At 69.4% G+C, this 25441-nt stretch carries 26 protein-coding genes; 10 read left to right on the top strand and 16 right to left on the bottom strand.

All coding sequences use genetic code 11. From position 1 onward, the window contains the following. Positions 1 to 398: 398 nt before the first annotated feature. From moeZ to SSMG_RS03890, 3 genes are all read right to left on the bottom strand, one after another. Positions 399 to 1580, bottom strand: a complete 1182-nt coding sequence (gene moeZ / locus SSMG_RS03900; RefSeq protein ID WP_009072990.1) for an adenylyltransferase/sulfurtransferase MoeZ — start codon at positions 1578 to 1580, stop codon at positions 399 to 401. Positions 1581 to 1678: 98 nt separating this feature from the next. After that, positions 1679 to 2842: a DUF3152 domain-containing protein gene (locus SSMG_RS03895; protein WP_037712459.1), complete on the bottom strand. Its 1164-nt coding sequence runs from the start codon at positions 2840 to 2842 to the stop codon at positions 1679 to 1681. A gap of 80 nt (positions 2843 to 2922) precedes the next feature. Continuing rightward, the gene (locus tag SSMG_RS03890) at positions 2923 to 3909 is read right to left on the bottom strand and encodes an alpha/beta hydrolase (RefSeq protein ID WP_050788109.1); all 987 of its coding nucleotides are present in this window, start codon (positions 3907 to 3909) and stop codon (positions 2923 to 2925) included. A gap of 108 nt (positions 3910 to 4017) precedes the next feature. On the opposite strand from SSMG_RS03890, the gene SSMG_RS03885 reads away from it, so the two are divergent. Next, entirely contained in the window at positions 4018 to 4641 is a 624-nt protein-coding gene (locus tag SSMG_RS03885; RefSeq protein WP_009072985.1) for a TetR/AcrR family transcriptional regulator, read from the top strand. Positions 4642 to 4645: 4 nt separating this feature from the next. Then, positions 4646 to 5314: an alpha/beta fold hydrolase gene (locus SSMG_RS03880; RefSeq protein ID WP_009072984.1), complete on the top strand. Its 669-nt coding sequence runs from the start codon at positions 4646 to 4648 to the stop codon at positions 5312 to 5314. A gap of 1 nt (position 5315) precedes the next feature. Here the strand turns inward: SSMG_RS03880 and SSMG_RS03875 are convergent, their stop codons facing one another. The 3 genes from SSMG_RS03875 to SSMG_RS03865 all read right to left on the bottom strand — a co-directional run bounded on the left by SSMG_RS03875 (position 5316) and on the right by SSMG_RS03865 (position 8802). Next, positions 5316 to 6896 carry a hypothetical protein gene (locus SSMG_RS03875; protein ID WP_037712456.1) on the bottom strand — a complete coding sequence of 527 codons (1581 nt, stop codon included), beginning with the start codon at positions 6894 to 6896 and terminating at the stop codon, positions 5316 to 5318. A 98-nt stretch (positions 6897 to 6994) separates the two neighbouring features. Beyond that, positions 6995 to 7897 carry an alpha/beta fold hydrolase gene (locus tag SSMG_RS03870; protein ID WP_009072980.1) on the bottom strand — a complete coding sequence of 301 codons (903 nt, stop codon included), beginning with the start codon at positions 7895 to 7897 and terminating at the stop codon, positions 6995 to 6997. Continuing rightward, on the bottom strand, positions 7894 to 8802 hold the full coding sequence (locus tag SSMG_RS03865) for a diiron oxygenase (protein WP_009072979.1): 909 nt from the start codon (positions 8800 to 8802) through the stop codon (positions 7894 to 7896). The genes SSMG_RS03870 and SSMG_RS03865 overlap by 4 nt, the downstream gene beginning before the upstream one ends. Before the next feature lie 125 nt (positions 8803 to 8927). Between SSMG_RS03865 and SSMG_RS03860 the strand changes: the two genes are divergently transcribed. Together SSMG_RS03860 and SSMG_RS03855 are read left to right on the top strand one after the other, a co-directional pair. Beyond that, the gene (locus SSMG_RS03860; protein ID WP_009072977.1) at positions 8928 to 9713 is read left to right on the top strand and encodes a TetR/AcrR family transcriptional regulator; all 786 of its coding nucleotides are present in this window, start codon (positions 8928 to 8930) and stop codon (positions 9711 to 9713) included. 14 nt (positions 9714 to 9727) lie between these two features. Then, positions 9728 to 10048 (top strand): DUF4873 domain-containing protein, encoded by a 321-nt coding sequence (locus SSMG_RS03855; protein ID WP_009072976.1) that lies wholly within the window; start codon positions 9728 to 9730, stop codon positions 10046 to 10048. A gap of 80 nt (positions 10049 to 10128) precedes the next feature. Here SSMG_RS03855 and SSMG_RS03850 read toward each other — a convergent pair whose 3' ends face one another. Beyond that, positions 10129 to 10359 carry a DUF3107 domain-containing protein gene (locus tag SSMG_RS03850; protein ID WP_009072973.1) on the bottom strand — a complete coding sequence of 77 codons (231 nt, stop codon included), beginning with the start codon at positions 10357 to 10359 and terminating at the stop codon, positions 10129 to 10131. Positions 10360 to 10462: 103 nt separating this feature from the next. Next, positions 10463 to 11161, bottom strand: coding sequence for a ferritin-like fold-containing protein (locus SSMG_RS03845; RefSeq protein WP_009072971.1), 699 nt, complete (start codon positions 11159 to 11161; stop codon positions 10463 to 10465). A gap of 501 nt (positions 11162 to 11662) precedes the next feature. On the opposite strand from SSMG_RS03845, the gene SSMG_RS03840 reads away from it, so the two are divergent. Together SSMG_RS03840 and SSMG_RS03835 are read left to right on the top strand one after the other, a co-directional pair. After that, the gene (locus SSMG_RS03840) at positions 11663 to 13267 is read left to right on the top strand and encodes a DEAD/DEAH box helicase (protein WP_037712450.1); all 1605 of its coding nucleotides are present in this window, start codon (positions 11663 to 11665) and stop codon (positions 13265 to 13267) included. 1019 nt (positions 13268 to 14286) lie between these two features. Continuing rightward, positions 14287 to 15465 carry a hypothetical protein gene (locus SSMG_RS03835; protein WP_009072968.1) on the top strand — a complete coding sequence of 393 codons (1179 nt, stop codon included), beginning with the start codon at positions 14287 to 14289 and terminating at the stop codon, positions 15463 to 15465. 6 nt (positions 15466 to 15471) lie between these two features. On the opposite strand, the gene SSMG_RS45940 is transcribed toward SSMG_RS03835, so the two are convergent. The 6 genes from SSMG_RS45940 to SSMG_RS03805 form a co-directional block, all read right to left on the bottom strand. Then, positions 15472 to 16209, bottom strand: coding sequence for a hypothetical protein (locus SSMG_RS45940; RefSeq protein ID WP_199785790.1), 738 nt, complete (start codon positions 16207 to 16209; stop codon positions 15472 to 15474). Positions 16210 to 16531: 322 nt separating this feature from the next. Then, on the bottom strand, positions 16532 to 17392 hold the full coding sequence (locus SSMG_RS03825) for a PD-(D/E)XK nuclease family protein (RefSeq protein ID WP_009072965.1): 861 nt from the start codon (positions 17390 to 17392) through the stop codon (positions 16532 to 16534). A gap of 67 nt (positions 17393 to 17459) precedes the next feature. Continuing rightward, a complete protein-coding gene (locus SSMG_RS03820; protein WP_009072963.1) occupies positions 17460 to 18089 on the bottom strand; it encodes a MarC family protein in 630 nt (209 codons plus the stop codon). Position 18090: 1 nt separating this feature from the next. Beyond that, positions 18091 to 18954, bottom strand: coding sequence for a PHP domain-containing protein (locus SSMG_RS03815; RefSeq protein WP_199785789.1), 864 nt, complete (start codon positions 18952 to 18954; stop codon positions 18091 to 18093). A gap of 66 nt (positions 18955 to 19020) precedes the next feature. Beyond that, positions 19021 to 19581, bottom strand: coding sequence for a PH domain-containing protein (locus tag SSMG_RS03810; protein WP_009072960.1), 561 nt, complete (start codon positions 19579 to 19581; stop codon positions 19021 to 19023). Between the two features lie 22 nt (positions 19582 to 19603). Beyond that, a complete protein-coding gene (locus SSMG_RS03805; RefSeq protein WP_086024945.1) occupies positions 19604 to 19774 on the bottom strand; it encodes a hypothetical protein in 171 nt (56 codons plus the stop codon). A 182-nt stretch (positions 19775 to 19956) separates the two neighbouring features. Between SSMG_RS03805 and SSMG_RS03800 the strand changes: the two genes are divergently transcribed. Beyond that, the gene (locus SSMG_RS03800) at positions 19957 to 20358 is read left to right on the top strand and encodes an NUDIX hydrolase (RefSeq protein WP_009072956.1); all 402 of its coding nucleotides are present in this window, start codon (positions 19957 to 19959) and stop codon (positions 20356 to 20358) included. A 281-nt stretch (positions 20359 to 20639) separates the two neighbouring features. On the opposite strand, the gene SSMG_RS03795 is transcribed toward SSMG_RS03800, so the two are convergent. After that, positions 20640 to 21758 carry a DUF2332 domain-containing protein gene (locus SSMG_RS03795; protein ID WP_009072954.1) on the bottom strand — a complete coding sequence of 373 codons (1119 nt, stop codon included), beginning with the start codon at positions 21756 to 21758 and terminating at the stop codon, positions 20640 to 20642. A gap of 26 nt (positions 21759 to 21784) precedes the next feature. After that, a complete protein-coding gene (locus SSMG_RS03790) occupies positions 21785 to 22288 on the bottom strand; it encodes a MaoC family dehydratase (protein ID WP_009072952.1) in 504 nt (167 codons plus the stop codon). 329 nt (positions 22289 to 22617) lie between these two features. Here SSMG_RS03790 and corA point away from each other — a divergent pair, with 329 nt between their 5' ends. From corA to SSMG_RS03775, 3 genes are all read left to right on the top strand, one after another. Beyond that, complete coding sequence (gene corA, locus SSMG_RS03785; RefSeq protein WP_009072950.1) at positions 22618 to 23706, top strand: magnesium/cobalt transporter CorA; 1089 nt, start codon at positions 22618 to 22620, stop codon at positions 23704 to 23706. 196 nt (positions 23707 to 23902) lie between these two features. After that, entirely contained in the window at positions 23903 to 24556 is a 654-nt protein-coding gene (locus SSMG_RS03780) for a metallophosphoesterase (protein ID WP_009072949.1), read from the top strand. Further along, positions 24553 to 25392 carry a chromosome partitioning protein ParB gene (locus SSMG_RS03775; protein WP_009072947.1) on the top strand — a complete coding sequence of 280 codons (840 nt, stop codon included), beginning with the start codon at positions 24553 to 24555 and terminating at the stop codon, positions 25390 to 25392. The genes SSMG_RS03780 and SSMG_RS03775 overlap by 4 nt, the downstream gene beginning before the upstream one ends. Positions 25393 to 25441: the final 49 nt, after the last annotated feature.

Raw genomic sequence — 25441 nt, 5'->3', positions numbered from 1 at the left:
CCGCAGGGCGGCTTCGTATCGGGGTTGGGGGAGGGGTGGGTGCCCCCGGTATTTGGGTGCAGCGGCGGCGGTTTTTGCGCGGCTTGGGTGCGTGGTTGCTTTGAGTGGAGCGGCGGCCGGGGAGCGCCCCAATGTGGCATTGGGTGCATGCGACGCACCCAATGTGGCGTTCGGTGCGTCTGGCGCACCCAATGTGGCGTTCGTTGCGTGGGACGCACCCAATGTGGCATTGGGGCGCATCCCGGGGCGGGGGGCGGCGGGGCAGCGGGAGTGTCGTGAGGGGAACCCTGAGGGACTCAGAGTCCGTGAAGGTGGCCCTCACGGACCTGGAAAGCCGTGAAGGGCTCCTTGAGGGAATCAGATTCCCTCAAGGAGCCCTTCACGGGCTTTGCCGGTGCTCAGTAAGTCGGCAGGCTTGGGTCGATTTGGCGGGCCCAGGCCAGGACTCCGCCGCCCAAGTGGGTGGCGTCCTTGAAACCGGCTGCGTGCAGGGCCGCCAGTGCTTCCGCCGAGCGGGCGCCGGACTTGCAGTGCAGGACGATGGGCTTGTCCTGCGGCAGCTCCGCCAGTGCCTCGCCGGACAGGATGCGGTCCTTCGGGATCAGCGTAGCGCCCTTGATGTTGACGATCTCGTACTCGTGCGGTTCGCGGACGTCGATCAGGGCGAAGTCCTCGCCCGCGTCGAACTTGGCCTTCAGTTCCGCCGGGGTCAGAGTGCTCCCGGAGGCGGCCGAGGCGGCTTCGTCCGACACGACGCCGCAGAAGGCTTCGTAGTCGATCAGTTCCGTGATCTTCGGGGTCTCCGGGTCCTTGCGGATCTTGACCTCGCGGTACTTCATCTCCAGCGCATCGTAGGAGATCAACCGGCCCAGCAGGGGCTCTCCGATGCCGGTGATGAGCTTGATCGCCTCGGTAACCATGATCGAGCCGATCGACGCGCAGAGCACGCCAAGCACTCCGCCTTCCGCACAGGACGGGACCATGCCGGGAGGCGGCGGCTCGGGGTACAGATCCCGGTAGTTGAGACCCTTGCCGTTCGGAGCGTCTTCCCAGAAGACGCTCACCTGGCCTTCGAACCGGAAGATCGAACCCCACACGTACGGCTTGCCGAGCAGCACCGCCGCGTCGTTGACCAGGTAGCGGGTCGCGAAGTTGTCGGTGCCGTCGAGGATCAGGTCGTACTGGGCGAAGATCTCCAGCGCGTTCGCCGACTCCAGGCGCTCCGTGTGCAGGTGCACCTTGACCAGCGGGTTGATCTCGGCGATCGACTCCTGCGCCGACGCGGCCTTGAGCTTGCCGACGTCGGACTGGCCGTGGATCACCTGGCGCTGCAGGTTGGATTCGTCGACGACGTCGAAGTCGATGATGCCGAGCGTGCCCACGCCGGCCGCCGCCAGGTACAGCAGCGCCGGGCTTCCGAGGCCGCCCGCACCGATGACCAGGACCTTCGCGTTCTTCAACCGCTTCTGCCCGACCACCCCGACGTCCGGGATGATCAGGTGACGGCTGTACCGGGCCACCTCTTCCTTGGTGAGCTCGGCTGCCGGCTCGACGAGCGGCGGCAGTGCCGTGTCTGACATCGGGTCCTCCATACTCGCACGGGTCGCGTAGTCGATCCCAGTATGTTCAACGCCCGCCCGCAAGGGACACTTCCCTGCTCTCAGATCGTGGGACGTTGTTACTGGCCCGGCGGGGTCGGGTTCGGCCACGCGTTCGGCTTGCACACGCGGTGGTCCGCGGCGACCTTGCCCTTGTCGCCGCCGGGGATGTTGTTGAGCATCGCCACGTAGTCGTCGGCCACGCCGAACGACTGCTGCATCATCACCGGAGCCGGCTGGTCGTTTCCTGGGCAGCCCACGTGATTGTTGCCCAGCGCGTGCCCGACCTCGTGGTTGATCGCGTACTGCCGGTACCCGGTCATGTCCGAGCCGTAGACCTTCGCGCCGCGCACCCAGCGCGACAAGTTGATCAGCACCCGGCCCATGCTGCGCCGGTAGCACGACGCCTCGAATTTGATCTGGAACCCGCACGCGTCCGGCCGGTGCGTGGTGTCCGGCGTGGTGAGGCTCACCCGGAAACTCGGGTTCGGATAGCTCGCGTCGACCCGCTGCAACCGGATCTCGCCGTTCCACGTCCAGCTGCGCGGATCGGACAAAATGCCCTGCACGGCGGTCCCGAAGCTGTCGTCGCCGGCGTAGCTCGCCGGATCGATGCCGTCCTCGACCTCGACGGTGTAGGTGTAGAGCTTCCCGGCCTTGCCCACGACGTCGCCGGACCCGGGCACGACGTGCCAGGTGCCCTTGCCGGTCTGCGTGAACGGGCCGCCGCTGGGCAGGTCGGCGGTGGGCACGTTGAGGTTCACCGGCTGCGCGGGGTTCTCCGGGATCCCGCCGCCGCCGTCGATCGCGCCCGAGGACGAATCGCCGGACGCGACCTCTCCCCCGCTGCCGGCCAGGCCCGCGTCGGACGGGCCGGAGGCGGTGTTGACCGCGACCAGCACGGTGATCACGGCCAGGATCGGCAGCGCGTACACGCGCCAGCCGTACGTCTTGACGAACCGGGCGAACGGCGACTGCTTCTTCTTCGGCGCCGGACGCTTCTCGGAGTCGGCGTCCTTGGGTTTCCAGGCGGCGGCCAGCGGCTCGGCGCTGGTGCGCCTGCTGCCCGGCCGGTACCGGTCGTCGCCGACGCGCTGTGCCGGTTTCCGCGCGGGCCGGTACTGGCCGACGCGCGGAGAGTCGGACTCCGGATCGGCGGACCCGGAGGACGCCGAACGCCGGGCCGACCCGGTGGTCGGGCCCCGCCGGTCCTTCGCTCGCGCGTCCTGCTTCAGCCGGTCCACCGACCCAGGGTGCCACACCGCGGCGACCTTCCCGGCAGCGACTGGCGGGCTCCCCGGCGATCCGCGGTCCCCCGTTCGGGCTACCAGGAGCCCTTGTCCGCGCCCTCCCACAGCCCGAGCACCGCGCGGGCGACGACCTGCGGACGCTCCATCTGCGCGACGTGTCCGGTGCGCGGCAGGACCAGCATCCGGGCGTGCGGAATCGTCTGCGCCGTCCGCGGCGCACGCTTGACCGAGATCACCCGGTCGTGGAGTCCCCAGACGACCAGCGTCGGGGCCTGGACCTGTTTGGCGACCGACCACAGCGACGCGGCGCCGAGCGCGGTCCACCGCCGGAAGATGCCGAACGTGCTCCGTTCCATCGCGGCCAGCGCCCACGGGAACCCGGCGCGCGCGGCGTGCTCCTCGACCAGTTCGTCGAGCCGGGCGTCGGGGAACCGCGACGGATCGTGGAAGCACAGCTTGATCACCTGCGCGGCGCGTTCGCGGGCGGTCATCCCGGCCATCCGGCGGCGCACCCGCGCCCCGACCACCGGGAGGTACGCCAGCGCCATCAGCGGATCGGACAGCCGGCGCGGGTCCGGGCGGCGGTCCGGCATCGCCGGGGAAATCAGGGTGAGAGTTCTCACCAGCTCCGGCCGCCGCGCCGCGACGAGCAGCGAGATCGCGCCGCCCATCGAGTTGCCGAGCAGGTGCACCGGTTTCCCGAGCCGCTCCAGCCTGCCCGCGATGACGTCGGCGTGGTCGTCGAGGCTGTACGCGAACCCTTCCGCAGGCTCCGAATAACCGAATCCGGGCAGGTCAACGGCCTGTCCGGCGGCGGTCGGGGCGAGCAGCGCGGCGAGGTCGGTCCAGTTCGTGGACGAACCGCCGAGCCCGTGCACGTACACCGCGGGCGTGCCGTCCGGGCCGGGCGTGTGCCGGATGTGCAGGCCGTCTTCGACCGTTCCCGGCCAAGCCGGCAGCGCCCCGTCGAGCGGCGGAAGGGGCGTAGTCGACAATGGCACCTGGGTCACCGGAGGGCGGACCGCCGCCGCGGCGGCTGGGCGGGAGGTCGTGGTCGTCACCAGTCCAGGATGCCTGACCCTTGGCATTTCGGGCGTACCCACGAGTAATGTCAGATTCACTTCACGCGGTGGTGAACCCGCCCGGCGAAGGCTGCGGACGGAGGAAGAATGACGGAGATGGCGCGACTGCAACGAGGCGTCCGGTTGCCCCGGACCGAGCGCCGGGCCCAGTTGCTGACGGCCGCGCAGCGCGTCTTCGCCGAGCACGGCTACCACGCGGCGGCGATGGACGAGATCGCCGAAGAGGCCGGCGTCAGCAAGCCGGTGCTCTACCAGCACTTCCCCGGCAAGCTCGACCTGTACATCGCGCTGCTGGAAAGCCACGTCGACGACCTGGTCGGCCGGGTGCAGGGCGCGCTGAACTCCACCACGGACAACCGCCAGCGCGTCCCGGCCACGGTCGGGGCGTTCTTCGACTTCGTGAACAACGACGCGGGCGCGTTCCGCATGGTCTTCGAGTCCGACCTCCGCGGCGAGCCCGCCGTGCAGGAGGCGGTCGACCGCGCGACCTCGGCCAGCGTCGAGGCCATCACCGAGACGATCACCTCCGACGCCGGTCTGGACGAGGAGAAGGCGCGGCTGCTGGCGGTCGGCCTGGTCGGGATGAGCCAGGTCAGCGCGCGCTACTGGCTGCAGCACAACCAGTCGATGAGCCGCGAGGACGCGGTGGCGCTCACCGCGAACCTCGCGTGGCGCGGCATCGGCGGCGGTTTCCCGCTGAAGGACAACTGACCCAGTGATCGCGGTGCCGGGCACGCTCTGCAGCCCGCGGCTCTACGCACCGCTCGCCGCCGCGCTGCCGGACGGACTGGACGCGGTCGACTGGATGACCGCGCCAGGCCCGTGGCGGATCGAGGACGTCGCGGCACGAGTCGCGGACCGGATCGAGCAGCTCGACGGTCCGGTCACCTTGATCGGACACTCCACCGGCGGCTGCGTCGCGGCGATGGTCGCGGCGACGCGGCCGGAGCTGGTGTCCGGGCTGCTGCTCGCGAACACCGGCGCGCACATGCGCGGCCACGGCGACGTCGACCGGATCCTCGCCACGATCGCCACCGACTGGGGTCCCGACCTGCACGCGGCGATCCTCGACCGATCCTTCGCGCATCCGCTGCCGCCGGACCTGCGCGCTGAACTGCTCGGCTACGCCGCCCGCGTCCCGGCCGAAGCCGCGCTCGAAGTCCTGACGAGCCAACGGGATCTCGACCTCACGCCGCGGCTGGCCTCGATCCGCTGCCCGGTCACCGTGCTGCACGGAATCCACGATCGCGCCCGCACGCTCGCGGACGCTCAGCACCTGGTCGACCATCTTCCGGACGCCGAACTCGTCACCGTCGAGACCGGGCACTCGCCGATCTGGGAGGACGTCCCGGCCACCGTCGCCGCCCTCGACCGGCTCCGCTAGTTCATTCGCGCGGTTTTCGCTGGCGGGGCACCGACCTCGCCGCGCCGGGAAGTTCGACCAGCAGCTGCTCGAGATGGTCCGGCAGCGCGCCGCTCGGATCGGTCAGCCAGGCGTCGGATTTGCTGCTCCGATACGGTTGTTCGCCCTCCGGCAGCAAGGCGGCGTAACAGCCGTAGTCGATGGCGAACCCGTCGTAGAGCGTTCCCGGCCGCTTCCGGTTGACGATGCCGCGCCGCACCAGGTGAATCAGCCGCGCGTCGTACAGATCGCGGATGGTCTCGTCGTGCGCGCCGCTCGCGTGGTCCAGCAGAAAGGTGCGGGAGCGCCGGCGGCCTACGACCTCGTCCACCAGCCACCGAAGCGTCGTCAGGGCCGGTTCGTTCCCGTCGAGGGCGGCGTACTTGTCCCGCAGATACCAATCCTGTGCGGCCTGCCGGACGTGCCGGATCCCGATCGTCGCCGTGTTCGCGTGCTGCGCGGCCAACGCGGCGATGTTGATCGCGTCGCGGGGCACGCCTTCGGCCGCGCGCACGAGTTCGGGAAACGCGGTACGGCTGAACGCGGTCGCCACGAATTCCGCGGCGTCGTCGGTCACCGGCATCCGCGGTCGTACGTGATTGAGGAACAGTTCGGCGAAAAACTGCCTCGACTGGGTTCGGCCGTGGTCGAAGAGGAGCACGTCGTCGAAGCTGACCGCGGAGGCCGCGTCCGCGCCGACCTCGATGCCGACGTAATCCCCTTCGCAGCCTGGTTCGCGGAACCGGGACCGGCGTTCGATCGCTGCGATCTTGACCGTCGTGCCACGCGTCGGGAGCACGCTGCGGCGCAGCAGATCCGCCAGCAACGGTTGCAGCTCAAGGGGAATCGAACTCCACTCGTCCAGCAGCAACCACAGCCGAGCCGGGGCCAACGCGGCGGTGATCCGCGCCAGCGCCCGGCTGAGCGGCCCGAAAATGACCTGGTGATGCTCGGTTCCGGTGCGCCGCAAGCGATCCGAAGCGGTCACCGAATGTCGGCTGCTGCCCGACATCGATACCCGGCCGCGCGGACCGCCCGGTCCCCAGGACGCCGACGCACCCGCGCTCGTCGCTTGCTCGGCAGAACCGCCGACAGTCGTCTCCCGCTCGACATTGCCGACGACCTCGACCGTCGTCGCCGCCTCGGTCAGCTCGTCCAGGCCCTGCAACAAGCCTTCCTGGTCGGAAACCCGCGTCTCGATCGCCGTGGTCAGCAGCTGTTCGTGCACCGCTTCCAACGTGTCGACCAGCAGCTGAGTCCCCCGCAGCGGCACCGGCAGCTGCTGATTCGCGTACCGGCCGCTGGTGGACCCGATCGTGCGCAAATCCAGGTACACCGCGACGTCGTGGGTTTCCTCGACCAGATCGGCCAGGTACAGCAAGGCGTGCGTTTTGCCGGTGCCGCGGCGGCCGTACAGGATCTGGTGGTCGGCGGAATGCAGCATCGCCGAGAACGACCCGGCCACCACGAAGGTTTTCGCCAGCGTGTGCCGGTCCACGCTTTCCGCCCGCCGGGAAATCGCCATCAGGCTCCGGTTGACGTGCGCGCTCAGTGGCTGCCCCATGCCCGTCCTGCCTGTCGGCGATGTCCCAGCCACCCAGCGTGACAGCGCCGGGCGGCCGGGAACAGCCGACAGTCAGGTACGAGCGCGAACGCGAAGGGTCACGAAACCCGCAGCAAAGCACCGATCCGGGTCGCTACCTCGCCCGCCCGTTCCTGCGGCAGCATGTGCCCGGCTCCGGGAAAACGGACGAACTCCGCGTCCGGCAGCTCGTCCGCGATCACTTTCGCGTGCGGCAGCGGGCAAAGCCGGTCCTTCTCCCCCGCCAGCACCACGGACGGGGTACCGCGCAGGGTCGCCAGCGCGACGCGGCGGTCGTGCGTCGAAATCGCGTCCTGGAACGCGCCGAGGCTCGCCGGATGCGCGCACAACAGCTGATCCGCCACCAGACGGAGGTCCGCCCGGCGCGGGTGGTCGCCGAAAACGAGGAACCGCGCGCCCGAACGCACCATCGCCGGGCTCAGCGGCAGCCGCTCGCCCTTGCGGTGCGACAACGCCTTCGCCAGCCGGCGCTCGAACCGCGCGGAGAACTGGCCGGCCATTCCGGGCAGCCCCAACGTGATCCGGTCCATCTGCCCCGACGACGTCGCCACGAACGCCGCGCCGACCACCCGGTCCCGGACCAGTTCCGGATGCCGTTCGGCCAGCGCCATCATGGTCATGCCGCCCATCGAATGCCCGGCGAGCACCAGCGGACCCGACGGCACGCGCGCGGCGATCAGCTCGGCCAGATCGTCGGCCAGCCGCGGAATCGTCCCGGTTTCCTTGGTCGCGGGCGCGGAACCGCCGTGCCCGCGCAGGTCGTAGCGCAGCGTCCGGACGCCGGGGCCGAGGTGCTCCATGACGCCGTCCCACGTGCGGTGGTCCTGCGTCCAGCCGTGCACCAGCACCAGCGTCACCGCGGCGTCGGCCGGACCGCTCAGCTCGACGTGCAGCGCACAGCCGTCGCTGGTCACGAACCGATGCTCCCGAGCCGGATTGCGCAGCCGCTCGACGGTAGTCATTTGCCCTCCGCCAACAGGAAAGACTTGCGCCAGAAGGGCTTCCCCGGCAACCCGACCAGCCCGGACTCCTGCAGGAACGGCATGATCTTCTCCCCGGCCCACGCGATCGTCGCGCGCCAGTGCGGGTTGTTCAGCGCCGTCTCGACGCCCTCGCGCGGCCGGATCCCGACCGCCTTGTAGACGTTCGGGTTGATGAACGCCCGCGTCACGAAGTACGAGATCAGCGCGATGCTGAACTGCTGGTAGGCGACCTCCGCGCGGCCGAGCTTCGCCATGCCGCGGGTGACTTCCTCGCGGGCGAAGGTGACGTGCCGCGCCTCCTCCAGCACGTGGATCCGGTTGACCATCCGGACCAGCGGCTGGATCTGGTCGTCGTTCATCTGCTCGCGCTGCAGCCGGTCGAGCACCTCCTCGGCGACCAGGATCGCGCCGTAGCGCGCCGGGCCGTAGGAAATGGTCGGCATCAGCTTCGCGAACTGCCGCAGCACCGGCACCGGACCATAGGTCGGGCAGCCGATCCGCGCCGACATCCGCGCGAACATCGTGGAGTGCCGGCATTCGTCGGCGATCTCGGTGAGCGCGAACTGCGCGTGCGCCGTCGTCGGGTCCTGCTCGTAGACCTCCTTGAGCAGCATCTGCATCAGGAGGATCTCGAACCACAGCCCGGTGGTCGCGATGCTGGCCATCTCGTGTTTGCCCAGCTCGATCCGCTGTTCCGGGCTCAGCCGGTCCCACAGCGGAGTGCCGTAGAGCGACGAGCGCTCCGGCAGGATGTACCGCTTGCCCTCGACGAGCGGCGCGTCCCAGTCGATGTCGACATCCGGGTCGTAGAACTTGTTCGCCGCCGACTTCAGCAACCGCTGTGCCGTCGCCTCCCGGTCGGTCACCTTGAGCGTCCGCGTCATCATCAGCCCCTTTCCAGCGCCTGACTCGCCGTTGAATCGAGAAGCCGCGTCCCGCCTGCCGCCACGGGAATGTGCTCCAGAACATGTAACCCGTGGTAACAGTTACCTCTGGTAGCATGACCGCCGTGATCGAACGTGTCAAGCGCTCCAGCAAGCAGTCCGGCAAGCAGGCAGCCGACACCGAGACGGGCTCCGGCGGCACCGGGGACGCCCGCCGCGATCGCTGGCGCAAGCACCGCATCGCCCGCCGCGCGGAGTTCGTCGAAGCGGCTCTGCGCGCGCTCGACGCGCACGGCCCCGACCTCGGCATGGAGGACGTCGCCGCGGAAGCGGGCGTCACGAAACCCGTGCTGTACCGGCATTTCGAGGACAAGGCCGACCTGTACGTCGCGCTCGGCCAGCGCGGCACGGAGATCCTTTTCGAACGCCTGATCCCGGCGATCAACGCGGAACTCGCGCCGGTCCCGCGGATCCGGATGGCGCTCGACGCGTTCTTCGGCGTCATCGAGGAACATCCGAACCTGTACCGGCTGCTGGCCCACGGCGGACTGCCGGGCAAAAACGCCGATTCGGACGTCGTCGCGGAGGACAAGGAGGTCATCGCCACCGCGCTGACCGCCCTGCTCGGCGACTACATGCGGATGTTCAACATGGACTCCGGCGCGGCCGAACCGTGGGCGCACGGGATCGTCGGCATGGTCCAGAGCACCGGGGAATGGTGGCTGGACCGGCGCTCGATGGGCCGCGATTCGGTGGTCGAGTACCTCACCCAGATCATCTGGGCGGCGATCGACGGGCTCACCCGTCAGCAAGGCGTGGTGATCGACCCGAACCTGCCGCTCGAGGAGAACAAGGTCGTCCAGCTCGGACGCACCGAGAACGACACCGCCGCCGGCAACGAGGCCGGCTGACGAGAGGACCCCGGATGAGCGACGAAGACGGCTACACGGGCACCGCGACGCTGGTCGTCGACGGCGAGCAGCTGCCCGCCGAGGTCGATCTGCGCGGCTATTTCCAGCCGATCGACGGGTATTACCACTGGTACGGCCGCGTCGCCGCGAACCCGAAGCTGGCCGAGGCGGTCGGCGGGCGCAAGAAGGCGTGCGAGGTGCGGATCGGCGAGCACACGGCCGAGGGCGAACTGTCCGATCCGGACCCGTGGGGCCGCTACCGGCTCACCGGCACGTCCACGCCCCCGTTCGCGGTCCCGAAGTCCCTCGCCGAAGTCGAGGAAGCCACCGCCTGACCGGTCCCCGAAAAGCCGTGAAGGGCTCCTTGAGGGAATCAGATTCCCTCAAGGAGCCCTTCACGGACTTTGAAGCTGGGTCAGTCGCCGACGCCGAACCCGACCTTGCGGACGTCGGACGGGGCGATCTCGACGTACGCGATGCGGTCGGACGGGACCAGGTACTTGCGGCCCTTCTCGTCGTTGAGGCGGAAGAGCCCGTCACCGGCCGTCAGCGCCTCGGCGACCAGCTTCTCCACCTCTTCGGGAGTCTGGCCACTGGACACCACCAGCTCGCGCGGCGTGTCCTTGATGCCGATCTTGACCTCCACGTGGGACCTCCGCTGGAAACTCGTTGTGACTAAGCCCGGCAAGGCTAACCGAAGCGGGCCGCCGCGGTGGCGCGCGACCAGAAGGTGACTCGCGACCACTCGCTCAGCCCAGCCCCAGCGCCTGCATGCGCTTGGTGTGCCCTTGCTGCAACCGGCGGAACAACGCGCCGATTCCCGCAAGATCGCCCGAGCCGGCGACGATCAGTTCGGCCAGGCCGTCGCGTTCGGCCACCACGTACTGCGCCTGGGTGAGCGCCTCGCCGAGCAGCCGGCGGCCCCACAGCGCGAGCTTGTCGCGGGCCTTCGGATCGGCCTTGATCCCGGCCGCGACTTCGCGTTCGGCGAACGCCGAGTGCCCGGTGTCGGCGAGCACGGTCAGCACCAGGTCCTTGGTCTCGGGGTCGAGCCAGCTGGCGACCTCGCGGTAGAGATCGGCCGCGAGCCCGTCGCCGACATACGCCTTGACCAGCGATTCCAGCCACGATTTGGGCCGGGTGGAGGCGTGCCAGGCGTCCACTTGGGACACGAACGGGGCCATCGCGTCCTCGACCGCGACGCCGTTCGCGGCCAGATGCTTCGAGAGCAGATCGAGGTGCCCGATCTCGGCGGCCGCCATCGAGGCGAGCGCCGCGCGGCCGGCCAGCGTCGGCGCGCTGCGGGCGTCCTCGGCCATCCGGTCGAACGCGGACAGCTCCAGGTAGGCGATCACGCCGAGCAGGTCGACGACGCCTTCGCTGATCGTGGGCGGGGAGACGGCGGGCGCGGACGGCGCTTCGGGCGCGGCTTCGGCGGGGTCGGTCACGGCGACGAGGGTATCGCCGAACCGCAGGCCCGTGCCGCTAAGAGACCGATCCCACGCCGCGCCGCCGCTCCCGGTATTCCCCGGAAAACACCTGACCAGGTACAGTGGGGACGGATAAACAGAGCTTCGCCGCGCCGGACGTCCTTTTCCGAGAGGTCCCAGGAGCGGCGGGAACCAGGCGAACGGCCGGTGCCACCAGGGCGGCCGGGGTTCGCCGCAAGTGTGCGTGCACGCCTCCCAGCGGCATTCCCGGGAGGGCGGCTCCGGCACCACCGGCCTCCACAGCAGAGGCCGCGGTGCGAGTCAGGCCCCCGGTCGAGTGTCGAGTGACAACCCGGCCTGTGCGCGCTGGTCACGAGAGAGGCGATCACCCTGACCGCAGAACAGTCCACAACCGAACAGACCGAACCCGCGCAGGCCACCGCCGCTGTCGCCCTCGAGCACAGCGAGAACGGTCCGGCCGCGCTGGACACGTCGCACCCGCTGCAGGCCGGTGCCCCGGTGACCGAAGAGGCACCGACGTTCGAGTCGTTCGGAGTGAAGCCCGAAATCGTCAAAGCGCTCGCCGAAGCGGGCATCGAGCACACGTTCGCCATCCAGGCGCTGACCCTGCCGCTCGCCATGGCCGGCGACGACCTCATCGGCCAGGCCCGCACCGGCATGGGCAAGACGCTCGGCTTCGGCGTCCCGCTGCTGCACCGCGTGCAGGTGCCCGGCGACGGCACCCCGCAGGTGCTGGTCGTGGTGCCCACGCGCGAGCTGTGCATCCAGGTCGCGAACGACCTGAAGGGCGCCGGGAAGCACCTCGGCATCCGCACGCTGGCCATTTACGGCGGGCGGCCGTACGAGCCGCAGATCGAGGCGCTGCGCAAGGGCGTCGACGTCGTCATCGGCACGCCGGGCCGGCTCCTCGACCTCGCCGAGCAGCAGCACCTGGTGCTCGGCAAGATCCGCGGCCTCGTCCTGGACGAGGCCGACGAGATGCTGGACCTCGGCTTCCTGCCGGACATCGAGCGGATCCTCCGGATGGTGCCGGACGAGCGGCAGACGATGCTGTTCTCCGCCACGATGCCGGGCCCGATCATCACGCTCGCGCGGACGTTCCTGAACCAGCCCACGCACATCCGGGCCGAGGAGAACGACGCGGGCGCGATCCACGAGCGCACGGCGCAGTTCGTCTACCGGGCGCACTCGATGGACAAGACGGAGTTGATCGCGCGGGCGCTGCAGGCCGAGGGCCGCGGGCTCACGATGATCTTCAGCCGCACCAAGCGCACCGCCCAGAAGATCGCCGACGACCTGGTGGAACGCGGTTTCGCGGCCGCCGCGGTGCACGGCGACCTCGGACAGGGCGCGCGCGAGCAGGCGCTGCGCGCGTTCCGCTCGGGCAAGGTCGACGTACTGGTGGCGACCGACGTCGCGGCGCGCGGCATCGACATCGACGACGTCACGCACGTGATCAACTACCAGTGCCCGGAGGACGAGAAGACCTACGTGCACCGCATCGGCCGCACCGGCCGCGCGGGCCGCACCGGCGTCGCGATCACTCTGGTCGACTGGGACGAGGAAGCGCGCTGGAAGCTGATTTCCGACACGCTGAACCTCGACCTGGCGGAGCCGGTGGAGACGTACTCGTCGTCGCCGCACCTGTTCAGCGACCTGGGCATTCCGGAGGGCACGAAGGGCCGCCTGCCGCTGTCGAAGCGCACGCGAGCCGGCCTGTCCGCCGAGAAGGAAGAGGACCTGGGCGGCAAACGCCGAGGCCGTCGCGGCTCTGCTGCTTCCGGGCCGTCGGCTTCGGACGAGGAAGCCCCGCGCAAGCGGAACCGCGCCCCGCGCAAGCGCACCCGCGGCGGTGCCCGCTCGGCCGCCGCAGTCGAAGCCGCGGACGCCGCCGCTGCCTCGTCCGCTTCGGACCAGCAAGAGGACCGCCCCCGCACGCGCCGCCGCACCCGCTCGGGAGCCGACGCGACGGGCCCGGCGACCTCCGCGGGCAACGCCACTCCCGCGACGACGTCCGACTCCGGAGAGACCGGAGACCGCCCGGCACGCCGCCGCCGTCGCCGCCGTCCCTCCGCATCTGATACACCTGCGTCGGCAGACTGAGCGACACACCGGGAGTCAGTTACGTGAACGACCACGGGAACGGCACCGACGAAACGCCCCCCGAACCCGGATCGAACGTAGCGGGCACTCCCGACGAACGCCCCCGGCCGGATATTCCGGCTGGGGCACCGACCTCGGGCGAGCCGGCTTCCGCTGACCGGGACAGGGCTTTGCCGTCTTCGGATGTCGAGCCGACCTCCGGTGGTTCAGTGGCTTTCAGTGGTTCTGCGGCTTCCGGTGGAGCGGATGGGCCTGCTGCGGGTGCTTCCGCGGCAGGCTCGGACTCCGTTGGAAGCACTCCCGCCGCGTCGGCGATCCCGGGTCGGCATACTGCTGAACCGCACAAAACCTCTGCTGACGCCTCCGCGGCTTCCTCTGGCTCTGCCGGAAGTTCAGCTGCAAGTCCGCAGAGCGCTGGGCCCGGCATGCCACCTGCCGACTCTCCTGCTTCCGCCCTGGGCGCTGCCGAAAGCACGTCGGCGATCCCGGGTCACCATGCCGCCGGGACGCACGGACGCTCCGCAGACCCCGCCCCCGGCTCGGCCGGAAAATCGGCCGATACTGGCCCGCAGCCCGCCAGGCCGCGCACGCCAACTGGCGAGTCTTCCGTGCCCACCCCAGGCTCCGCTGGAAGCACGTCGGCAAACCCAGGCGCGCTGACCGCCGAATCCGGCGATGCAGGCAGTTCGTCCGCGCCGACCGCTTCCGATCCGATCGCGCCAACCGGCACGACTTCTGCCGATTCTTCCGGTCTTCCCGCGACAGCCGCCGAAAGGTCCGAGGGACCAGGCGTTCCCGCCACCGGTTCCGTCGCGGCGGGCAGCAGTTCCGCGATCCCACCGGTCACCCCCGAAGAACAAACCGGCCCGATCGCGCGCGTCACCGACGAACCCGCCGGGGTCAGCAGTGCCGTGGCCTACGGGTCCGAAACCCTCCTCCCCCGCACCGCCTCCGCGGCGAATCCCGTTGCGCCGCCAGGAAAAGCCCGTCGCTCGCCGTGGAACCGGGGGCGGGACCGGGTGATCGCGGGGGCGATCGTCGTGGTGGTCGCGGTGGTCGCCGCGATCGTCGCCGCCACCAGCGACAACCTGCACACCAGCCGCGCACTGGCCGACCCGCCGCACGCGCTCCCCGCGCCGCCGACCTCCGTTCCCGGGTCGATGACACAGCTGTGGCAGGCCCCGAGCGCCGCGACGCCGATCCCGATCGGACAGTCCGACACCGTCACCACCGCCGACGGCAGCGAGGTCGCCGGTCGCGATCCGCTCACCGGGCAGATCCGCTGGCACTACACCCGCGAAAACCTGCAACTGTGCACAGTGGACGCCGCGTGGGGCCGGGTGAACGCGGTGTACCACAAGAGCATGGGCTGCAGCGAGGTCACGCAGCTCGACCCGGCCACGGGCCGCATCACCGCCCAGCGCAACGGCGACGCCGAACTCGGCACCCGCCTGGTCAGCGACGGCAGTCACGTCACGACCACCGGCAAACATCTCCTCGACACGTGGCGCGACGATCTCGTGAAGAGCATGGAGTACGGCAAAGTCCCGTTCCTGCAAAACGCGAACAAACAACCGCGCCCCAACTGCACTTACGGAACCGTAGCAGCCGCCGCCGACAAAATCGGCGTGATCGAACGCTGCCCCGGCGACCGCACGGACCGCTTGACCGTCTACAAAGCGACCGCCGAACACGAGGACGAGCCGAAGGTCACCTACACCGCCCTGCTGGCCGGCAAGCGGGCCCGGGTCGTCGCGATGTCGGGCGACCTGACCGGGGTGCTGCTGCCGGATCAGAAGCTGTACGTCGTCTACGGCGCGGACGGTTCGCAAAAAGCGGCCTACCCCATGGATCTCCCCGCCGCGGACACCGCGAACGACCCAGTCGGCGGCACCGAAGCGACGACCCGCACCGCCGCCGGGATGTACTGGTTCACCGGCTCGAAAACCGTTGCGCTGTCCCGAGACGACCTGTCCCCACGCTGGACCCTGGACGGCACGCTCGGCCCCGGAATCACCTTCGCGACCCAGCTGGTAGTCCCCATCCGCGGCGGCCTGGCCGTACTGAACGAAACGAACGGCGCGACGCTGCGCACAGTCGGCATCGACCGAGGTGCCTATGCGGGCCCGGTCCGCCTCACCGCGCTGGGCCCAGTCCTGCTGGAACAACGCGGCCAGAACGTCGCCGCCCTGCGCTGATCCTGGTCAGAACCACCACAACAGACTGAACGCCACCCCCGCGACGACCAGCACGCCAACCCCCGCCGCCACCGCCGCCTTTCCAGCGCGACGGTCGGCAATCCGTTGCAGCGCAAGCATAATCACCGCCGCGACCGGATGCCCGACTAGCTTGAGCACGCCAGGCCCTGGTGCGCCGTTCACGAGACACAACACGCCCACGATCAGCACCCCTACGGCAAGGACGGCCATCCCCGCAGCGACCGAGCCGGTGAACCCATGCCACCACCTTCCCCGGGGCTTGCGCCCCGCGGATGACTCATGACGTTCGGGGGTTGCCTTGGCTGCCGCTTCGTCGCCTGCGGTCGCGTTGTCGCGGGTGGGGGTTTCATGGATAACCGCAGTTGCGCCGTTGGTTTCCGCACCGTTGGGCGATGCCGTGTCATGCATAACCACAGTCTCACGATCAGTTCCCGCGCCGTTGGCCGACGCCGAGCCATGGATAACCGCAGCATCGGATGCCGAGACAGACCGAGCCTCTCCCGCATTGCTCACGGTACGACCGTTTGCCCCTGAGTCATGGATAACTGCGGCCGTGCGCCTCGTTGCCGCGCGGTCATTCGCGGCTTCCCGAAGCGAGGCATCACGACCAATAGCCGCGCGATCCTCCACATCACCGGTCGCGCCTGCCAAGTCAGCGACACCCGACGTGCCGTCGACAGCCGCGTAATCCTCCGCCGCACCGTTCGACTCGCCGCTGTTCACTGCAGCACTGCCGTTTCTGCCCGCGTCACCATCGCGGGCCCCACCCACAGAACGTCCATCCCCGACCCGGCTACTCCTCACCGCGGCAATGTCCTTCCCCACGGCACCGCGGACACTCCGCTCCTGAGCCACCGTCCCGCGCGCGCCGCGTTCCTCGGCCGCTGCGTCATGATCTTCAACCACAGCACCACGAACCGATCCATCACCCACAGCACTCCGGCCCGCCGCAGACCCCCGCGCACTGGCAACCCCGCCACGGGCCGTTTCCTCAATGTCCGGTGACGCCACGATCCTCGGGTCCAATCCACATCTCGGGAAACCCCTACGGCGCAAGCAAATCCCACGGTTGCGCGGCAGGGGCGGTCTGCTGTCCCGCCACGCAGCTCGGGCGGAAGTCGCACCATGCGCAGCGGCGGTCGGGGCGGGCGGGGAACAACACGTCTCCGTCGCCGCCTGCGTCCAGGGTATCTGCTGCCACCCGCAAATCCCCGGCGGTCTCCTCGGCGCGTTCCAGGTGCCGCTTCAAGGTTTCCGGCGTGTGGTCCGCGGCGGCGATCGTGCCGGACGGCAAATGGTGCAACTCGACCTTCGTGCACGGCATGCGCAAAGTGCGCGACGCGGCGACGGCGTACATCGCCAACGCCTGCGAAGCCCGGGCCTCGTGTTCGTCGGGAGCTCGGCGGCCGGTTTTGTAGTCCACGATCACCAGTTCGCCGCCGCGCTGGTCGATCCGGTCGGCGCGGCCTTCGATGATCATCGTCGGGCGGCCGCCGGTGGTGCTGACCGGGGCGGAAACCCAGCGTTCCAATCCCACCGGATCGTCGCTGACGTCGTTGTCCTCCACGTACTCCGCGACCCAGCCCTTCGCGCGCGCACGGTAGCGCGCGGCCTGGTCGTCGTCCGCGAAACCGGCGTCCTTCCAGTGCTCGGCCACCAGCGCGATCGCCCGCTGCGGCGTCCGTTTCGCCACCGGCAGGTCGAAAAGCGCACGCAACGCGTTGTGCACCACCGCGCCCAGCGTGCTGTGCGCCCACGGCCCGGTGCGCTGCGGCGTCGGCCGATCCAGATACGCCAGCCGGTACCGGCGCGGACAATCGTCAAAGGTGCTCAGCCGCGCCGGCGACACCTTGGTGAGCCGCTGCGGTTGCTCGACGCCGAAGTCGAACCCCAGCTGTTCTTTCACGCCGCCCCCTTCCATCGCCGCCCACGCTACGCACCCCCACCGACACTTTCCGGCGCGGGCCGCCGGGCTAGCCGCCCGCGATGAAGCCCTGCACCGAATTCGCGACCAGCTCGACGGCGATCGCGGCGAGCAGCAGACCGGCGATCTTCGCCAGCAGCGTGATGCCGCTTTCCTTGATCAGCCGGATGACCACGCCGGAGAAGCGCATGCACGTGTACAGCACGAAATGCACGGTCACGATCGCGAGCGCCAGCGCGATGTAGGCGCCGAGATGCCCGTCGGCCTGCCGGACGAACACGATGGTCGCCGCGATCGCACCGGGACCGGCCAGCAGGGGCGTGCCGAGCGGGACGAGAGCGACGTTGACGTCCTCGGCCGCCTCGGGCTCATTGCTGCCCGCGTTGCTGGTGAGCAGTTGCAGCGCGATCAGCAACAGCAGCAGACCGCCCGCGCCTTGCAACGCCGGGATGCCGATGCCCAGATACGCCAGGATCGCCTGCCCGGCCACCGCGAACAGCGAGATGACCAGCAGCGACACCAGCACCGCCTGCCGGGCCGCTTTCACGCGCGTGGCCATCGGCTTGCGGCCGACCAGGCTCAGGAACACCGGCACCGTGCCCGGCGGGTCCATGATCACGACGAGGGTGATCGTCGCGCTCATGAAGAGCTTCGCGTCGAAGAAATCCGAGACGGCCATCTCAGCCCTTCACCACTTGGAAGCCGGTCGCCCGCCCCACCAATTCCTCCAGCTGGTCCGGTTCGGTCGTCTCCTGACCGAGCCCGATCGTCTTGTTCGTGCCGTGGTAGTCGCTCGACCCGGTGCGGACCAGGCCCAGCTCGTCGGCCAGCTCGCGGGTGCGCGCCCGGGTGGCCGGATCGTGGTTGGGATGGTCGACCTCGACGCCGGTCAGCCCGCGGGCGGCCAGGTCGCGCAGGGTGTCCTCGCTGATCGTCGCGCCGCGGCTGAACGCGAACGGATGCGCCATCACGGTGACCCCGCCGGCCGCGGTGACCATGTCGATCGCTTCCTCGACCGGCGTGTCGCGGCGCGCGACGTAGTAGCCGCGGCGGCTGTGCAGGTAGTCGCTGAACGCTTCGTCGACGGAGCTGACCAGCCCGGCGCGGACGAGCGCCTGCGCGAGGTGCGGCCGTCCGGCGGGCGAGTCCTCCGGGAGCAGGCCCAGGATCTCGTCCGCGTCGACCGGGAGGCCGTCGGCGGCCATCCGCTCGGCCATCCGCCGCAACCGGGTGCGCCGTTCGACGCGCAGCCGCGTCTGTTCCGCGACGATCGCGGGCGCGGCCGGGTCGAAGAGGTACGCGAGCAGGTGCACGCTGATCTCGTAACCGGTGTCCGGGTCGACCGAGACCGTCGACAGTTCCGCGCCCGGCACCAGCGTCAGCCCGGCGGGCAGGGCCGCGGCGGCCGGTTCCCAGCCCGCGGTGGTGTCGTGGTCGGTGATCGCGACGACGTCGAGACCGGCACGCGCGGCAGCGCCGACGAGCTCAGCAGGGCTGTCGGTACCGTCGGAGGCCGTGGAGTGGGCGTGCAGGTCGATGCGCATCGGACCCATTCTCGACGATGCGCTGCGTCACCTCGGCGCCGGGACCAGTGCCGACGCGCTCCGGCGTCAGCCGACCGGCTTCTTGCCCCGCGCCGCGCGCTGCGCCTTGATCATCGAGAACCGTTCGGCCTGCTTCTGCTTGTCGCCGAACACGAGCTCGGAGATCGTGTCGTAGAACTCCTCGGGCCGCGGCAGGTAGTCGATCCGGTTCAGCGCCTGGATCTGCCCGGCCGATTCGACGACCATCGTGCCGTAGCCCAGCATCCGGCCCCAGGCCGAACGCTGGTAGGTGAGGTCGGTGACCTTGCTGATCGGCATCATCAGCACCTTGGTGGTGAAGACGCCGGTGGTCATCACGAACCGTTTGTCGGTGACGACCAGCCGTTCGACCCACCATTCGATGATCACGTAGGCGAACCGCAGCACCACCGCCAGCGCGACGTACCAGAGGATGTTCTGCACCACCCACATCGAGGGCGGCAGCAGATACGACACCAGCACGCACACGATCAGCAGCGCGGCTGCCTCGAACGTGTCCCAGAGGAGCACCGCCCAATGGCGGCGGATCCGGATGACCCGCCGCTCCGTGTCGAGGAGGTACTCGTCAGGGTCGCGTGGCGCGAACATGGTCCGAGGGTATCCCCTGTCGTCAGTGGAAGACGTTGCTGACGAACGTGATCACCGATTCGGCCGAGCTGCGCAGGAACTCCACAATATTGCTGACAAGTCCCGCGGCATGTCCCGGCTGGGCGATCACGAAGAACAGCACCAACGCGATACCCACGAGTCCCGCAAGCTTCTTCGCGTTCACAGCGATCAATCCCGTCTCTTCCATGACACCCGGAAAACTGACTTTCTACGTTGTACCGCACTGACCACCCACGCGGGAGGAAAGTCCCGCGCATGGGTCAGCCAGCCGCTCGAAGTGTACCGTACGGCTACTCTCCGTGTACAGGTTCCCGAACGCTAGGGGGCGCGGCCGGGGTCGGCTACCGTCGCGGCATGGACGGCCTCGTGCGCTGCGTCGGCGGCATTGTGTTCGACGACCAGGGCAGACTCCTGCTCATCCGGCGCGCGAACGATCCCGGCAAAGGCCAGTGGTCGCTGCCCGGCGGCCGGGTGGAACCGGGCGAAACGGACCACGAGGCCGTGGTCCGGGAGCTTCGCGAGGAGACCGGGCTGGACGTGAGACCGCACACACTGGCCGGTTCGGTCGTGCGCGGCCGGTACGAAATCCACGACTACGAATGCACCTGGACCGGCGGAATCCTCACCGCGGGCGACGACGCCTCCGACGCACGGTGGGTCAACTCGGCCGAACTGGTCAATTTAGACGAAGCGGGCCACCTGGTGGACCAGCTCCTGGTGACTCTGCGTGACTGGAATGAGTTGCCCGCCGCGTAACCCGGAGCGGTTATTTCCGCATTGCCGCATACCGTGTCCGGGATTCGGAACGGATTGCGGAGTTGTCGGAAAGTTTCCCCGTCGTTCAGCTATCCGCGATGAGCACGGAAAATGCGCGGAACGCGTATTCGATATCGCGGAACGCGCATCGGTCCGGCCGTCTCGGCGCGGGCGGGCCGATGTGACTGATGGGGTGAATGTGACACAGGTTACTCAGGGCGCCGACGAGCGCAGGGCGCGGCCGAGCCGGGGATCACCGGCCCGGCCACGCCCGGGACAGCTCAGGGCAGCCAGGTCATCCGCTGCCCGTGCGGCGCCGTCCGGGCCAGCGCGCGGGCCTCGGGTTTCCCGTCTATCCAGCTCGTCAGGCCCAGCACCGCCATCGCGGGCTCGTCCGGAGCCGAGCCGTCCGAGGACAGGTCGTCCCGGCCGGGCAGCACGATCTCCAGCGCGCCCCGGTAGAACTCCTGGCTCACCCACCACACCGGCCGGGCCGAGGACAGCCGCGCCAGCTCGGCCACGAAATCCGCCCGCCGGTCCCCGAGATACGCCAGCGCGTGGCTCGTCAGCACCACCAACGGCAGTTCCGACGGCAACTGCGACGCCGCCGAGGCCAGGTCGTCCACCGCGTCCCCGGTGATCAGCTCCGGCACGTGCTTCCGCTGTTCCGCGGCAGCGGTGCGCAGCAGCCGGATCCGGTCGACCTGGTCGGCCCAGACGCACGCCTCCAGCCACGCCAGCTCGTCCTCGTCCGAGAGGTCCACCGGCGCCCGGTCCAGTCCCGCTCGGGCCGCCACCGCGACCTTCTTCGGCAGCTTCGGCAACCGAGCGCCCGACGCGACGTCGATCGAGCAGTGCAGCCCGACCGCCGCCTTCGCCGGACCGGCCGTGAGCTGCTCCCCGCCGTCGCACTGGTAGCGGTAGCCGAACCGGTCGAGCCCCAGCAGCAATCCCGCGCTGCAGCCGACCTCGAGCAGCGCGATCTTGCCGCCCGCTTCCTTCGCCGCCGCCGCGACCGCCGGGTACAGCAGCGCGGCGCGGCGCACCTCGTTCGTCTGCGTGTAGCGGGTCGAGATGAGCTCGCGGGCCTGGTCCGCGCGCTCCAGCAGGAACGAGCGGAACAACGGCCAGGTCTCGCTGTCGACGCCGTCGAACCCGCCGACCGACGGGTAGTACCGCGACAGCGGGTGGATCGGATCCGCCTGCACCAGCCGGTGCGCGGCGGCGAACAGCAACGTCCCGCGCGCTTCGCCGCCGCGAGCGTCGGCCAGCAGCGCGGCGACGTCGTCGTCCTCGGCCGCGTGCGTCGCGAGGTGGTCATACAGCGGCGAAACCCCGCGCGCCTCCACCTCGGCGAACCTGCGCAACGTCTGCTTGATCTTCTCCAGGGCGATGGCCACCCGTGCTCCTCTTCGCGGCGGATCGATCACTCGTGCGGCGTCGGGCGGCCGGGCTGCTCCCCGCCGCGGGTGTCTCCGTAGGACCGCTTCGGCACCATCACTTTGCGCCGGAACACGCACACGATGGTGCCGTCCTGTTTGTAGCCTCGCGTCTCGACGTACACGACTCCCCGGTCGTCCTTGGACTTCGACGGGGTCTTGTCGAGCACCTCGGTCTCGCCGTAGATCGTATCGCCGTGGAAGGTCGGCTTCACGTGCTTGAGCGATTCGACCTCGAGGTTCGCGATGGCCTTCCCGGACACGTCGGGCACCGACATGCCGAGCAGCAGCGAGTAGATGTAGTTGCCGACCACGACGTTCTTGCCGAAATCCGTCGTCTCGCCCGCGTAGTGCGCGTCGAGGTGCAGCGGATGGTGGTTCATCGTGAGCAGGCAGAACAGATGGTCGTCGTATTCGGTGACGGTCTTGCCGGGCCAGTGCTTGTAGACCGCGCCGACCTCGAACTCCTCGTAATACCGGCCGAATTGCACGCTTGCGCCTCCTGTCCGGGTAACACCTGCCGAACCAGGTGCGACACGTATTCGTGGTGAGGAGTACCCTCAACCATCGGTGATCGCGCGTCAACGCGACCCCTGCCACTTCGCACGCCCTCGCGTGCGCCGGCCGAAAGGAGGTGAGGGACCGCTCATGAGCAGTGGTGATAGTCCGCTCCCTAGTAGTACGTGCGTTCCCGCCTCGCCGGCCGGCCTTTTCCGCTCCTGGTAGGCCCGCGTCCGGGAACTCACGGTGCCGCCGGACGGACGCCGCAGTCCGCCTGGCCGTCGTCTTCGTGCTTCACGACGCCCGCCCAGGAGAACCCATGCCTGCCATTCCCTCGCTAGGCGGCCTTCGCGGCCGCGGCAACAACCGGGCCAAGGCCAATCTCGACCGGCCGATCCCGGTGCCGCTGTCCGCTTATGTCGTCGACTGCGCGGTGTATGTCGACGGCAAGCGGCTTCCCGGACGCTGGACGCACGCCGAGGCGATCCGCGAGGTGCGCAAGCGGCACGCGGGTTTCGTCTGGATCGGCTTGCACGAGCCCGATTCCGACCAGATCCAGGGCATCGCGGACACCTTCGGCCTGCACGAACTGGCGGTCGAGGACGCGCTGGAAGCGCACCAGCGGCCGAAGCTGGAGCGCTACGACGACACGCTGTTCCTGGTGCTGAAGACAGTCCGGTACGTCGAGCACCAGTCGCCGACCACGGCGAACGAGATCGTGGAAACCGGCGAGCTGATGGTGTTCCTCGGCCGCGATTTCGTGATCACCGTCCGGCACGGCAACCACTCCGGACTCGCCCGGCTGCGCCGCGACCTCGACGAGGACCCGGAGCGGCTCGCCCTCGGCGCGGCGGCGGTCGTGCACGCGATCGCCGACCACGTGGTCGACCACTACCTGGAGGTCACCAGCCGGATCGAGGCGGACATCGACGAGATCGAGGCGCAGGTCTTCGCGCCGCGGTCGTCGGTGAGCGCCGAGCAGATCTACCTGATGAAGCGGGAAGTGCTCGAACTGCGGCGCGCGGTGGTCCCGCTCGCCACGCCGGTGTCGCGGCTCGCCGAGGGCTACACGCGGCTGGTGCCGGACGAGGTCCGCTCGTATTTCCGCGACGTCGCCGACCACCTCGCCACCGTCTCCGAACGCGTGGCGGCGTTCGACGAACTGCTCAGCACCCTGGTCGACGCGACGGTCGCGAAGATCTCGCTGCAGCAGAACACCGACATGCGCAAGATCACCGCGTGGGCGGCGATCATCACGGTGCCCACGATGATCGCGGGCATCTACGGCATGAACTTCGACTACATGCCCGAACTGCACTGGCAGTTCGGCTATCCGATCGTGGTCACGGTCATTCTCGCGATCTGTCTGCTGCTGTACCGAATATTCCGGAAGAACGGCTGGCTGTAGCCGCCCTCGCGGTCCCCCTTTTCTTCCCCCGGTCGCAGGAGGTTTGTCTCGTCATGTCCCGGTTGCTGTCCAACCTCAAGTTCTGGGCCCTGGCCCTCTGCCTCGTCTGGATCGTCGGCATCGTCGCGATGATCGCGCTCAACCCCGGGTTCGCGCACGGCATGAAGTGACGCCGCGTGCGCCGTAACCTGGGCGCATGCCGAAAGCGCTGGTGGTGGCCGACGAGGCCGACGAGCGGCTGTGGACCCCGGCGGTCCGCTCGCTGCGGGTCGACCTCGTCGTCGCCGCCGGCGATCTGCCGTTCGCGTATCTCGAGCACCTCGCCGGCATGCTCGACGTGCCGTGCGTGTTCGTCCCGGGCAACCACGACCCGGACCTGAGCGGCTTCACCCGTTACGGCGGACTGTCCATGAAGGACGGTTTCCCGACCGAATGGCCCGGCCCGGCCGGCGGGATCAACGCCGACGGCCGGATCGTCGACGTCGCCGGGCTGCGGATCGCCGGGCTCGGCGGTTCGATCCGCTACCGCGACGGCCCGAATCAGTGGACGCAGCGGCAGCAGGCGCGCCGCGCCCGGCGGCTGGAGCGGCGGTTCCGGTGGCGGAAATGGCGCGACGGCAACGGAATCGACATCCTGCTGACGCATTCGCCGCCGCGGCATCTCGGCGACCGCGAAGACCCGCCGCACCAAGGTTTCACCTGTCTGCACCGCACCATCGACACCCTGCGGCCGCGTTGGCTGCTGCACGGACACATCCACCCGCACGGCGAACCGGTGCCCGACCGCGTGGCCGGCCCCACCCGGATCCGCAACGTGGTGGGCTATCAGGTGATGGAGTTCCCGCGATGACCCGACCGACCGGTTTCCCGCGCGCCGACGCCGAAAACGACTTCCTGCGAGCCCGCCGCCGCCAGGTGCTCTCGCGGCTTTCCACGTGGCTGCGCCGGGAACCCGATGACGTCAACATCATGCTGCCGTTCCACGAGGTGGTGCAGGCGCTCGGTTACGTCAGCGAGGCGCGGATCGGGACGCGAGTGATCACTTTGGACTCGATCGTCGGCACCGTGGACCGGAGCCGCGATTTCGACCGCCGCTTCCGCCCGACCTCCGCTCGCGTCCGGCAACGCTGGGAACGCCTCGCGCTGGCCGCCCGCCGCGGTGAAGCGATCCCGCCGATCGAGGTGTACCGGATCGGCGAATTGCACTTCATCATCGACGGCCACCACCGAGTTTCGGTCGCGCTGGCGCAGGGACTGTCCACAATAGAAGCTTCGGTGACGGTCGTGCGCACCAAGCTGAACCCGAGCGGCATCCGGTATCGCGGCGACCTGATCGTGAAGGACTACCGGCGGCTGTTCCTGGAACGAGTCCCGCTGTCCGGGCACGCTCGTGCGTCGGTGCTGGTGACGGATCCGTGGAACTACGCCCAGCTCGGCGAGCACGTCGAAGCGTGGGGTTTCCGGCTCATGCAGGACGAGGGCCGCTTCACCGACCGCGCGACTATTGCGCAGCGCTGGTTCGACGAGGAATTCACGCCGGTGGTGGCGATGCTCCGGCAAGCGGATCTGATCGGCGACCGCACCGAGGCCGAGGCGTACCTGTGGGTCGCGTGCGAGCGGTACCGGCTGATCCGGACGCATCGCTGGGACGAGGAGGTCATCGAAGCGCTGCGTTCCCAGCAGTGACTTGTCAGGCCGGTCCTGACGTGTCAGGCTAGTCCTGACACTGGGAGGT

It is taken from the genome of Streptomyces sp. AA4 (genome assembly GCF_000158875.1).
Classification (GTDB): domain Bacteria; phylum Actinomycetota; class Actinomycetes; order Mycobacteriales; family Pseudonocardiaceae; genus Amycolatopsis.
Note: the sequence above shows the minus strand (reverse complement) of the source record. Positions and strands in the feature narration are given on the sequence as shown.